We start from the raw sequence: 13,062 nt of genomic DNA on the forward strand, positions 1-13,062 counted from the left end.
CGTAAAGAGTGACTGTGCAACCAGTTCTTGCGCCTACATTTAGCACTAGCATTGCAGAGCACAGAGATCGCACGAAAGGCACACAGGCGGCTTTTACCTTTGCCCTAAAGGTTTTTTAAAAGTTACAGACAAGCCTCAAAACCTGATCAATTGATGTGATTATCACCACAACTAAAAGCAACAATCTGACTGATCGCCTGCAGCGAACGGCCACTTTGTCGCTGCCACTCCAGAAAGGTTTGATTAATCGCTTTTAAGCTACGCTTGGAGCGCGCTGAGCCATCAATAAGTTTATGCTGGGTAAAATAGTCTTCAACATCCTTGCTCAGCAAAAAAGTGTCTTTCCCTAAAAACCGCAGGGCGTAAGGGCCAGTATTGCCACCCAAACGTGCACCATGTTTTTTTAGGTATTCCCACAGTCCAATCACATCATCAGCCGGCCACTGCGCCACAAACTGCGCAAATGAGCCATGCTGCTGGCGAACGTCGGCGATCATAAGCGCATTATCGCGAATAGTTTTCACTTTGTTGTAATTGCGAATTATCCTGGGGTCCGCCGCTTTGCGTTCAAGCATTTCATCTGGCATCAGCAACACTTTCTCAATATCAAAACCGAAAAAGAGCTCCTCAAAATCAGGCCATTTTTGCCTAACCACACGCCACACAAAGCCAGATTGAAAGACCTTCTTGGTAAATTCGGCGAGGAAGCGGTCATCCCCCACTTGCGCTAACTGCTCGGGGGAGAGTGGTTGCCCTACCAATTGTTCAAGGGCTTGCTTGCCGCCTTTACGCTTTGCTGCGCGTGCATAAATAGCGGCAAATTTTTCACTGCTCACGCGGCAATCCCACTGTGACGAAGTAACGCATCGACCTCAGGCTCACGCCCGCGAAACGCGGTAAACAATTCCATCGGCGGCTGACTACCACCTTTTTCTAGAATATGGGTAAGAAAATCCCGTCCCGTTTGCGGGTTAAAAATCCCCTCTTCTTCAAAGCGACTAAAGGCATCTGATGAGAGCACTTCTGCCCATTTATACGAGTAATAACCGGCTGCATAACCGCCCGCAAATATATGCCCAAAACTATGCTGAAAGCGATTAAACTCTGGCGGTTTAACAACCGCTACCTGCTCGCGCACCGAATTTAAAATCGCTTGAACATCAATATCCTTAGCTGGCGCTGCGTGGATCGCCATATCGAATAAGCTAAATTCTAATTGCCGCACCATCTGCATTGCACTTTGGAAGTTGCGTGCCGCCAACATTTTATCCAGCAACTCTTTGGGCAATGGCTCGCCGGTTTCAAAATGCCCGGAAATTAATGCCAGCGCTTCTTCTTGCCAGCACCAATTTTCCAGAAACTGACTGGGTAATTCTACCGCATCCCATGGCACACCATTGATACCAGAAACACCGGCAACGCTAACTTGGGTCAGCATATGATGAATGCCATGACCAAACTCGTGGAATAAGGTCACCACTTCATCGTGCGTAAATAATGCCGGTTTATTACCAACTGGACCATTGAAGTTACAGGTAAGGTAGGCCACTGGCGTTTGTATTGCGCTTTCGGTTTTACGCCTTACCCGACACTCATCCATCCAAGCGCCACCGCGTTTACCTTCGCGGGCATACAGGTCGAAATAAAAGCTGCCGCGTAGGTTGTTGTCAGCATCAAAAATATCGTAAAACTTGACGTCTGCATGCCAAACATCCACGTTTTCACGCTGCTCAATACGTAATCCATACAGTTTTTCTACTACCGCAAACAGGCCGCTAACCACTTTATGCTCAGGAAAATAAGGGCGCAATTGCTCATCCGAGATGGCGTACCGTTGCTGCTTCAACTTCTCGCTGTAGTATGTCAGATCCCACGCCTCGAGCTCACTCATGCCATACGCTGACTGCGCAAACTCGCGGATATCTTGTAAGTCTTGTTCCGCTTGAGGTTTAGAGCGCCGCGCAAGATCATTCAGGAAATGCAGAACTTGCTCTGGCGTATCCGCCATTTTGGTAGCGAGGGAACGTTCTGCATAATGACTAAAACCCAGTAACTGGGCCGCTTCTTCGCGGAGCTTGAGGGTTTCGTTGATAATTGCTGTGTTGTCAAATTGCCCGGCATTGGGGCCTTGCTCCGAAGCGCGCGTGGTGTAGGCTCGATACATCTCTTCGCGCAACTCGCGATTATCACAATACATCATGATCGGAAGGTAACTAGGGATATCCAGCGTGAACAACCATCCTTGTTGCTCCTTGCGCTCAGCAGCTTGTTTTGCCGCTGCCATAGCTGATTCAGGCAGCCCTGCTAAATCCTCTGCACGCGTGATCAACTTCGTCCACGCCATCGTTGCATCAAGCACGTTATTACTGAAGGTTGATGCCAGCTCACTCAGACGAGCTTGAATGTCGGCATAACGTTTTTTCGCCTCTCCTGATAGCGCAACCCCGGACAATTTAAAATCTCGCAAGGTATTCTCAATGGCGGTTTTTGCTGCCTGATCGAGCGTCGCATATTCAGCACTTTCTTGCAGTGCCACATACACATTATACAACCCCTTATGTTGACCAACCCAGGTGCCGTACTCTGATAGCAAAGGCAAGCAACTATCATGTGCATCTCGCAACGCTTCCGAGCTTACTACCGAATTCATATGCGAGACGGGAGACCAAAACCGACTCAAGCGATCGTCTTGCGCTTCTAAACGTTCTACAACCGTTGCATACGTGGGCTCAGCTTGTGCAGCCACTGCGTCGATCACTGCTTTAGATTCCTCAATTAATGCTTCTACCGCCGCTTTAATCTCTTCGGGCTTAAGCGCAGAAAAAACGGGTAAGGGCTGTTGCTGAGTTTCAATGACTGGGTTCAAGGTTGTCACTCTCTATTATAATTGCATGCATAGTAAGTAAGGATGTTCTCGAAAAAAACAATGCCCTTAAATCATCGCGGGTGGGGCGGTAGTAGCATCCTATGCTTCAGCGACGTCTGTTACACAATGATGTTAAACCGTGCGACTTGCTGGTACTCCCTGCAATTTAGCACTATTCTGAAGGTGAAAGTAATGGAGAAGTGTAGTGAATGCGCAGTCGGCACAACCCGCCAAACAACCTGTAGTCCTGGCAGTAGATAACGAATCCAACAGTTTAGCGGCTATTCGAAAAGTATTGCCGCAGCTAAAAGCTCAGCTACTCCTTACCGATTCACCACAGAAAGCGTTGCAACTGCTAACGTCGAAGTCAGTCGACGTTATTATTGCAGACATGCGCATGCCCGGAGCCAATGGCGCCGAATTTCTCGCCCAAGCAGCGCAGATCCAGCCTAACGCTTTTCGCATTATATTGAATGGCCGCGCCGACGTTGATGCCATGTTAAAGGCAATTAACGACAATAAAGTTCATCGGTATTTACTCGAACCATGGGACCATCGGGTGTTAAAGGAGAGCATCACAGAAGGCATTGAACGCGCCGAGCTACGCAGGGAAAACGCACGCCTCCTCGCCCTGACACGCGCGCAGAATGAACGCCTAGCCACCAGCAATCAAACACTCAGCAGTAAAGTTAATCTACGTACTCGCCAGATCAAAGCTGCACTGAATAGCACGCGTCAACATTCACAAGCATTAGAACGCGTGCTGTATAATCTAATTGTTTCGCACCCCAGTATCGATGGCGGGTTTGCGCGTCAAGTCAGCGAGTCAGCCCAACAACTCGCGGCAACCCTGGGTTTAAGTGCCAAAGACCAATTCATGATCCGTCTCGCCGGGCTAATTTGTGAAATTGGCCTCATTGGGATCCCGGCAGATATTATCGACCGCCCCTTTGCGGAGCTAAATATTCAACAACAACAGCGCTATATCAGTCAGGTGGAGCAAGCGAAGTTAATACTGTCCCCCTTGGTTTCACTCGAAAGTGAAATTGAATTGATCGCCAAACAGTTCGACTCCGTGCATGCGAAACCAAGTCCGCCTACTGGGGCTCGGATTATCGCAATCTGTCGTGACTATTGGCGTTACCGTACTGGGCGTATTTTACCGCGTAAGCTTTCAGCAAAAGACACTCGCAAAGAGATGCAGAAATTTCAGGGTGTAAAATACGATAAGAGCATTCTGCGGCAATTCATTGAACTGGATATTAAGCTCCTTGCCACGGCCCACGAAGGCCAGCTCACAACTCGACAGCTATTGCCTGGTATGGTGTTACGCAGTGATTTATATAATGCGCAGCACTTTTTACTGTTACCACAGGGGCATGTTTTTACCGAAGCTAGTATTGCCAAGCTTATACATATTGAGGCGGGTTGGGATCTAGCCCTTTCAGTAGATATTGTTGATGAAAGAAAAGCACCAGCCGAGGTAGAAGATAATACAGAAGCAAGCGCTCTACCGAATGTAAAAGCAGAGACTCAACGAACATCGGATACTAATACTGAACAGCAACAGTCCGGTACCGATCCTAATGAGCCGCAACAACAATAATGCGAATTCTTCCCTCTAACAGATCCAGTAATTAACTGGACAGTTTTTAAAATAGGAAAGGCAGCATTCATTCTTCACTACATGTCCTACTCAGAAAGCCAACAAACTTTTTGTTTGAAAGAATTTTATGTGTAAAGCTATCTGTATTCGCACGCTAAGTTAATGATTAGGAGTGACATGAAAGAGTTTGATTATATTTGTATCGGCGGTGGTAGCGGCGGCATTGCTTCGGCTAATCGCGCAGCCAAATACGGCCAGCGCGTAGCCCTTATCGAAGCCAAGCAGATTGGTGGTACCTGCGTCAACGTCGGCTGTGTGCCTAAAAAGGCCATGTGGTACGGTGCTCAAGTTGCCGAAGCGATCAATGTTTATGCCAAGGATTACGGCTTTGATGTCACGCTCAATCAATTCAATTGGCAACAATTAGTGGCGAGTCGTGAAGCCTATATTGAACGTATCCATGGCTCCTACGATCGTGTACTCGCGAGCAATAAGATCACCCGTATCGAAGGTTTTGCCCGGTTCGTGGATAACCACACTGTAGAGGTTGACGGTGAACACTACCACGCTAAGCACATTTTAATTGCCACCGGTGGCCGCCCCAATATTGATAGTGTTCCTGGCGCTGATTTGGGGATTACCTCCGATGGTTTCTTTGCATTGCAAGAACAGCCCAAGCGCGTCGTCGTTGCTGGTGCGGGCTATATCGCTGTGGAGTTAGCAGGGGTGATGCATAGTTTAGGCAGCGAAACACATTTGGTCGTGCGCAAGAACGCTCCGCTGCGTGCATTTGATCCCATGCTGACCGAGACCTTAACTGAACTTATCGAAAAAGACGGCCCTCGATTGCACAAACATCATGTGATCAAAGAGGTAGTGAAACAAGACGATGGATCGTTATGCGTCATTTTAACCAATGGTGAACGCATTGAAACTGATTGTTTGATTTGGGCGATTGGGCGCAGCCCTGCAACCGACCAAATCGGGCTTGAAAACACCGATGTTAAAACCGATATTCGTGGGCATATTCTGGTCGACAAATACCAAAATACCGATGCACCGGGCGTTTACGCGGTGGGAGACTGCATCGGCAAGATTGATTTAACTCCAGTAGCCGTAAAAGCTGGGCGTTTATTGTCAGAGCGCTTATTCAATAATAAACCCGATGCCCACATGGATTATGAGCTCGTACCTACCGTGGTATTTAGCCACCCGCCAATCGGCACCATTGGACTGACGGAGCCTGAAGCGATTGCACGCTATGGTGATAATAATATTAATGTGTATGAATCGAGTTTTGCTGCGATGTATACCGCGGTCACGTCTCACCGCCAGGTCACTAAGATGAAGCTGATTTGTGCCGGCCCAGAAGAGAAGGTGGTAGGTTTACACGGGATTGGATTTGCCATGGACGAGATATTACAGGGCTTTGGGGTAGCCATGAAAATGGGGGCGACCAAAGCCGATTTTGACGCCTGTGTGGCCATTCACCCAACCAGTGCCGAAGAATTCGTTACTATGTAGTCGCTTGGTTTGTCAGCTCAATAAAAAGAGCCACAATTGTGTGGCTCTTTTTTTCCAAGGAAAGTGTTAAAAGTTTGCCGGAACTAGTTTAAAGTTTTGTTTGTTGCTGGGATCGACATTAAACCCATCCTGAACAACGAGTATACCGTTAGGATACATCTCTCCAAGCGGAGTCGCCGTTGCATCCAACCCATCAGTTTCCTGTACCCCATCGATTCCGTTTTTTGCTAGCACACGAAAACGTTTCACGAATGCGTGCGGCGCTTCTAAATCATAGAGCGCGAAGCTGTCATTTCCTTGTGAGGACACAACCAAATAAGATTGGCTGCCGCGATAAATTGAAAGTCCTTCAACATCAGCTTCAATTCCCGAAGCGCCCCCGACTTCATCAATCAAAAGAGGGTCCTGAGACAAGCTAGTAAATTTCCAAATACCTTTCCCCTCTTCGCCTATAAACAGTACTCTGTTGATGTCGTCGTACACGCAACCTTCAAGCTGGGTAGGTAGTTTATAACTGGCGATTAACTCAAGTGAGAAATCAGCTTGGGTGTTGATTTGATATTGCTCAACCAATCCGGTTTTGTAGGTGACAATGGCGTAAATGGCAGCACCGTTTTGTCCCATGCAAAAACCATAAGGTTCTTCACCTACAGGAAAATTAGCGACATATTCAACCCCATTTTCATTGACCTTGAGGATACCAACCGAATTAGTCGCGCGATCAGAAAAGGCGGCTATATCTACGTCGCCATCAATCGTTGCAACATTTTGCCTTAGATCGACATTATTGGGTAAACCGTGAGAAAGAAACTGAATTTGCTCTCCCGCTAGATTATAAACTGCAACACCACCTTTCTTATCGGTACCCAGAATAAGGCTTTTCTCTGGCGCAGAAGGGTGGATCCAAATAGCGGGATCATCTGCCGCATCATCAATCGATTGCACTGGCGTTGTTTCTGCCGATGCATGCATGACTTGCACCTGAGTCGCGTCAACATATTGCATCGCCTCTCTCTGCTGGATCTCTGCCGTGAGTGATTGACACCCGGCAAGAGCAGACAATGCCATGACCAGAACTGAGCATTTAAACTGTAACTGCATAGTTAGAACGTCCCCTTAATACCGAATTTAGCTGTAAATGAATATTCCTCGTATTGGAGTAAACGGGGTTGTGATGGGCCATTTTGATACGCGACATACGGCTCGTCCGTTAAGTTAACGAGCTTTAAGAAAACCTCAATGTCTTTCACCACTTCGTACTCTGCAGAGAAATCGACTTGAGTGTGCTCTTGAACCCAGCGATCTTCTTCAGCGTCTCCGCCCAATTCATCCAGATAATCATCACGATAGGCGAGAGTCAATCGAGCACTAAAGGCACCAGCCTCATAACCAATGTTTGCGTTATAAGTAGATTCTGAAGACGCAGGTAGTGCAATCGTTCGGCCTTCAATATCCCCTTCGCTATCCGTATAGGTGTAGTTAAACCCAAGAATAAGACCGGAACCAAATACTTGATTATAGGCAAACTCAAACCCCTGAACATTGGCGTCATCACCGTTGATTGGTACTTCAGCTTCAACAAAAGAAACGCCATTAAAGCTTCCAAAGTAAGGGCCATCGTCCTCTTCATATACCGTATCAATGATGAAGTTCTTGATATCTTTGTAGAAGAAGCCACCTTGGACGACCGCCCCTTCAGCAAAGTAATACTCTAAAGCCAGATCAAAGTTCCATGCTTCATACGGCTCCAATTCAGGATTCCCAAATACTGCTTCTAAGTCTTCATTAATCTCGAACTTTGGTGCGAGCTTACTCATTTTTGGGCGAACGATAGACTTAAAAATACCGCCGCGTAAAACCATGTCGTCGTTTAAGTTGTATTTCAGACTTGCACTGGGTAATACGTGCGAATAATCATTACTAAAGCGCTGCGCAATGGCTGTTTCAGCATCAACGTCAACAATGTTGCCTGCCATTTTATTGTCTGTTTGCTCATAACGTACACCGCCGACTAATGTCATCTGTTGATCAATATAACGGGCCATACCATAAATAGCGGTAACGTCTTCTTCCACACTGAAGTCTTCTAGGGTTGATTCAACAAAATCAAGTTCAATGGTTTCAAATGTAGTATTGGCATTTCTTGCACGAACAGCGTTGAGATCTGGCATCGGTGCAATGTCGATCAGACTATAGGAGGGGACTCCAATGACATCGGCAAGGGTGTATTCAGTTGTAGGATCTTCCCAAACAGTAATGCCACCATCAAAGGTTTTCTCACGCTGGCGAAGTTTCGCTCCACCTTTTACCTCAAGCTCGCCGCGCCCCACGTTCATAAAATGACTGGCATTAAACTGCAATGTCATTTCATCATCTTCAGCCACACCTTCAACGTTCTCGATCTTATTTAACTTATAGGTTTCTGCCGCAAAGAACGCATCAGCACCTTGGGTAATCATGTACGGGGTGAATTCAAGTGAACTGTAGTCAAAGCTAACGCCTAACTCCCCATCTTCAAAACGTTCACGGAAACGTGTAGGGTCTTGTGTGTTGTACTCTTTTTCGTCTGCTTTTGCCCAGCTCATGCTGTAGTCAAATGCCCAATCTTTTAACTTAGTTTCACCACCAAACTCAAATGTAGAGATAGTTTGCGCTTCATAACGGTCTTTCAATCCGCGGCGCACTTCAATACGTTCGTCATCATCGGCATCAGCACCCGCAACGAAGCTAGCGCCCGTCGCAGAGCCGGAAATGGGTTGAAGATCGTTCATACCAAAGACTAAACGTCGACGCTGCTCAGTATCTTCGAATTTACTGTAGAGTGTGCGTGCAAAAAGGTTTGTGTTTTCGCTTGCAATAAAGTCTACGGAGAGTGATACACCTAAGCGCTCACGTAATACGTCATAGTCTCTGTATTCAACGTCTTCGGCATACACAATACCGTCATCGCTGACCGTCCAACCGTCCATTTCCATGTTGTCAGTGGAGGTTTCACGCTCACTATATTTAACCCCACCGGCAATGCCCAAGCTATCGCTTAGTTTGCGCGAAAAATCGATCCCATATTCAGGTGACAGTTCTTCATTTAAATCGTTGTAACTCAACGCCGCCTGCACCTTTACAAAGTCTACATTGTCGGTCGCTTTGATGGTGTTAATTTGGATGCTGGCACCAATGGTATCTGCATCCATATCGGGTGTCAGAGTTTTGTACACTTCGATAGATTCAACCAATTCAGAGGGAATAACATCCAGGGCAACTGCGCGTGTGTCGGATTCGGGAGCTGGTAAACGAACGCCATTGATAGATGCGGCGTTTAACTCTGGATCCAGTCCGCGCACTGAGATAAAACGTCCTTCCCCCTGATCGTTAAGGACATTAACGCCTGCTAATCTGCGCACTGCTTCAGCAACATTTTGATCAACCATTGAGCCAATCGTATCGTTCGTGATAGCGCTGACTACGCCGTCAGCCGCGCGCTGTTTAGCGATTGCAGATTTGACCATGGCCCGTTGGCCGGTCACTAAGACTTCTTCCATATACTCGTTATCAGCATTGCTTTGTTGCGCTTGCGCTCCAAAACAGACAGAGATAACAGCAAGAGACAAGGCAGAACGTTTCCACATAGTGATATTCCATATTGAGGTTGTAATTTTTGTGTGCACAACATGGAGAGTTGAGATGACAGAGATATATAATTTTTATTAAAATTTTATTGCAGAATTGACTATTAACAGAATGAAGAAGACTTGTTTCGATGCTGTTTTGACTGGCTCCTGAAGCATATGCACTCAATTAAATATCCTTTAGAAATTAGAGGTATCACTGTGAAATACGGTTGTCATGTTTCATCGCTATAGTACTGCATAAGCTCAGGATTAAATGAAAGAAACGCTATGATTTCTCGCCGTCAGTTCAACAAGGGTCTTGTGGCACTTGCTCTTAGTGGTTTGTCACGCCAGTTGCTCGCAAGCCCTAACAAATTGAGCATGCAACTAGATACTCACAAAGGCTATGGACCACTGAAGGTAGACCCCAAAGGTATGCTAGATCTTCCAGATGGCTTTTCCTATCGTATAATTTCATCCTTCGGACAAATGATGGATGATGGCTTAACCGTGCCAGATCGTGCAGATGGCATGGGTTGTATAGGACTGGACAGTCAACGCGTAGTATTGATTAGAAATCATGAAATTAAGATTCCTAAACAACGTCAAAAAAATCCCAGCTCAGAGCAAATCAAGCTGAAAGCCTATGATGTCGATCAATATAACGATGCGCTGCCTGGTGGCACGTCTAATATTTTATACAACGTAGCAACCCAAGAAGTAGAGCGCGAATATATGTCACTCATTGGCACCATACGTAATTGTGCTGGAGGAGTAACACCTTGGGGTTCATGGCTCACCTGTGAAGAATCGGTTGCAACACCAAGCGACTCTATAGGTATCAAGAAAGAACATGGCTATGTCTTTGAGGTACCAGCGACGGCAAATGGATTAGTCGCGGCCAAACCGATTAAAGCGATGGGGCGTTTTAATCATGAAGCTGCGTGTGTCGATCCCCGCACGGGAATCGTGTACCTCACAGAAGATAGAGGTGATAGCTTATTTTATCGTTACATTCCTAATGAAGTGGGTAACCTACATGCGGGCGGAATTCTGCAGGCGTTATGCATTACTGCTCAGCCGCAATTTGACACGCGTAACTGGGAAACGTCGACTATCTCTATGCACCAGAGATATCAAACTCACTGGGTCGGTTTACAGGAGGTAGAAAGTCCAAAGGACGATTTGAGGGTTCAGGGCTATAACAATGGAGCGGCACTATTTGCGCGCGGAGAGGGGATCCATTGGGCGGAAAATGAATTGTATTTCTGTTGCACCAACGGCGGTAAAGCCAAATGCGGTCAAGTCATGCGCTACACGCCATCGAAGTATGAAGGTACAAACAGAGAGTCACAGAGCCCTGCAACACTTGAGTTAGTTGTTGAAAGTCCGGATGTGGCTACTTTTAATTATGGCGACAACATTACGGTTGCACCTACAGGCCACCTAATCGTTTGTGAAGATCAGTATACGGATCAAGTACATAATGAATTAAAGGGAATAACCCCATCTGGCGAGATTTATTCGTTTGCTCAACTACGTTGGCAAACTGAGCCAGCGGGTGCGTGCTTTTCTCCAGACGGAACTACAATGTTTCTGAATATCTATTCCCCCTCAGTAACTGTCGCAATTACTGGCCCTTGGGATAAATTTACAGCATAAAAAACGAGTGCAGTACAATCTTCAGCAGGAGATACTTTTATTGCATGAGTTATAGCCTTATGCAACCTACCCAAGCATTCACTGTCTCAATGGCAACAGGGTTACACTTGTTTACTTGAGAAAGTGCGTTCTCAGCTCATATTACGCATGTATAACGATCTATTGCGGGACGAATTTAAGCTAAAACATTAGCGCTTTCGTATGCATACTCTATAGTTAACTCACGAACGTTGTAAAAGTAGGCATGATGGACGACGAACTCATTTTTGCTAGTGATGAATATCAAGAACCTATGCTTCCGGAAGGTGCGCGCTGGAAGTTGTTAGTGATTGATGATGAGCCTGAGATCCATACCATTACCCGCATGGTCTTATCCGACCTCGAATTCGATGGTCGGCGCATCGAATGTATCAGTGCATATTCGGCGCAAGAAGCGCGAGAAATTCTATCCAGCGATGATAATCACGACATTGCTTTAGCGATTGTCGATGTAGTGATGGAAACCAATAACGCCGGTTTAGAATTCATTCAATGGACGCGGGAACAACTTAACAATCACACGATTCGATTAGTTTTGCGCACCGGTCAACCCGGCGAGGCGCCGGAAGAAAGTGTGATCCGTGACTACGACATCAATGACTACAAAAATAAAACCGAATTGACCGCACTGCGGTTAAAAACGGTCACTTTTTCCGCCCTGCGTAGCTACCGTGACATCAAAATTATCGAGCGCCACCGTTGTGGCCTTGAGCGGATCATTGCGGCAACAGCAGAATTTATCGAATGTGATACCTTGCCACAATTTGCCAGCACCATATTACGTCAGATCGCGGTGATTTTGGGGCTCGAATCTCAAGAAATCGTGTGTTGTGCCGTCACCCACAAGCACGGTCAGGAACCAATGTCAGGCCTTAATGTTCTGGCCAACAATCAAGGCGACTGTAGCGCCAACGAAAATATTAATCCAACCATTCTGGCGCGGATCGCAGAAGCTATAAAGCAAAAGCGCAGCATGCATGAAGAAAGTTATTTTATCGGTTACTTCACGACTAATCGCGGGACTGAGAATTTGCTGTATGTGTCGCGCGATAATGCCATTGACCCTGTACAACATCACTTGCTGGAATATTTTGCCCACAACATTGCTGTTGCCCATGAGAATCTCAGTTTACGCGAAACCATTAAAGAATCGCAGCGCGAGTTGTCATATCTGATCGGCGAAGCCGTAGAAATGCGCTCTAAGGAAACCGGTAGTCACGTTAAACGCGTTGCCCATATGAGCCATAAACTGGCGAAACTTTATGGTATGTCCGACTACGACGCAGAAATGATTAAGCTAGCTTCCCCATTGCATGACGTCGGTAAAGTGGGCATTCCCGATCACATACTGAATAAGCCCGGCAAACATACTGATGAGGAATGGGACATCATGAAAACTCATGCTGCGATTGGGCATGACATGCTAAGTAAAAGTGATAATCCCATTTTACATCTCGGCGCGACCATCGCTCATGAACATCATGAATGCTGGGATGGCAGTGGCTATCCCAACGGACTGAGTGGTGAAAACATTGATATCGCAGGCCGTATTTCGGCCATCGCAGACGTATTTGATGCGCTGGGCAGCGCACGTTGCTATAAAGATCCATGGTCACTTGAGGATATAGTCGCTTATTTCAAAGAAGAAAAAGGTAAACGGTTTGATCCCAGATTGGTTGATCTGCTGCTGGATAATCTGGAACACTTTACCCAAATCAGAGAACGCTACCCCGATCCAACTTAATCGCGGCAACCAC

At 46.6% G+C, this 13,062-nt stretch carries 8 protein-coding genes; 4 read left to right on the plus strand and 4 right to left on the minus strand.

Going from position 1 to position 13,062, the window contains the following annotated elements; genetic code table 11:
• Positions 1-146: 146 nt before the first annotated feature.
• Together AC121Z_RS14990 and prlC are read right to left on the minus strand one after the other, a co-directional pair.
• Positions 147-836 (minus strand): DNA-3-methyladenine glycosylase I, encoded by a 690-nt coding sequence (locus AC121Z_RS14990; RefSeq protein WP_498124974.1) that lies wholly within the window; start codon positions 834-836, stop codon positions 147-149.
• Positions 833-2,866, minus strand: a complete 2,034-nt coding sequence (gene prlC, locus AC121Z_RS14995; protein WP_498124976.1) for an oligopeptidase A — start codon at positions 2,864-2,866, stop codon at positions 833-835. The genes AC121Z_RS14990 and prlC overlap by 4 nt, the downstream gene beginning before the upstream one ends.
• A gap of 205 nt (positions 2,867-3,071) precedes the next feature.
• Between prlC and AC121Z_RS15000 the strand changes: the two genes are divergently transcribed.
• On the plus strand, positions 3,072-4,472 hold the full coding sequence (locus tag AC121Z_RS15000) for an HD domain-containing phosphohydrolase (RefSeq protein WP_498124978.1): 1,401 nt from the start codon (positions 3,072-3,074) through the stop codon (positions 4,470-4,472).
• A gap of 177 nt (positions 4,473-4,649) precedes the next feature.
• Positions 4,650-5,996 (plus strand): glutathione-disulfide reductase, encoded by a 1,347-nt coding sequence (gene gorA, locus AC121Z_RS15005; protein ID WP_498124980.1) that lies wholly within the window; start codon positions 4,650-4,652, stop codon positions 5,994-5,996.
• Between the two features lie 66 nt (positions 5,997-6,062).
• On the opposite strand, the gene AC121Z_RS15010 is transcribed toward gorA, so the two are convergent.
• Positions 6,063-7,097 carry a phytase gene (locus tag AC121Z_RS15010; RefSeq protein ID WP_498124982.1) on the minus strand — a complete coding sequence of 345 codons (1,035 nt, stop codon included), beginning with the start codon at positions 7,095-7,097 and terminating at the stop codon, positions 6,063-6,065.
• Between the two features lie 2 nt (positions 7,098-7,099).
• Positions 7,100-9,622, minus strand: coding sequence for a TonB-dependent receptor (locus AC121Z_RS15015; protein WP_498124983.1), 2,523 nt, complete (start codon positions 9,620-9,622; stop codon positions 7,100-7,102).
• 270 nt (positions 9,623-9,892) lie between these two features.
• On the opposite strand from AC121Z_RS15015, the gene AC121Z_RS15020 reads away from it, so the two are divergent.
• Together AC121Z_RS15020 and AC121Z_RS15025 are read left to right on the plus strand one after the other, a co-directional pair.
• A complete protein-coding gene (locus AC121Z_RS15020; RefSeq protein WP_498124985.1) occupies positions 9,893-11,266 on the plus strand; it encodes an alkaline phosphatase PhoX in 1,374 nt (457 codons plus the stop codon).
• A gap of 244 nt (positions 11,267-11,510) precedes the next feature.
• Positions 11,511-13,049, plus strand: a complete 1,539-nt coding sequence (locus AC121Z_RS15025; RefSeq protein WP_498124986.1) for a DUF3369 domain-containing protein — start codon at positions 11,511-11,513, stop codon at positions 13,047-13,049.
• The last annotated feature ends 13 nt before the right edge of the window (positions 13,050-13,062 follow it).

It is taken from the genome of Alteromonas sp. DYW1 (genome assembly GCF_059752595.1).

What these genes read in the sequence shown, in the direction of transcription:
- gorA (WP_498124980.1), top strand. Translation starts at nt 4,650, where the DNA reads ATGAAAGAGTTTGATTATATTTGTATCGGCGGTGGTAGCGGCGGCATT.
- AC121Z_RS15010 (WP_498124982.1), bottom strand. Translation starts at nt 7,097, where the DNA reads ATGCAGTTACAGTTTAAATGCTCAGTTCTGGTCATGGCATTGTCTGCT.
- AC121Z_RS15015 (WP_498124983.1), bottom strand. Translation starts at nt 9,622, where the DNA reads ATGTGGAAACGTTCTGCCTTGTCTCTTGCTGTTATCTCTGTCTGTTTT.
- AC121Z_RS15020 (WP_498124985.1), top strand. Translation starts at nt 9,893, where the DNA reads ATGATTTCTCGCCGTCAGTTCAACAAGGGTCTTGTGGCACTTGCTCTT.
- AC121Z_RS15025 (WP_498124986.1), top strand. Translation starts at nt 11,511, where the DNA reads ATGATGGACGACGAACTCATTTTTGCTAGTGATGAATATCAAGAACCT.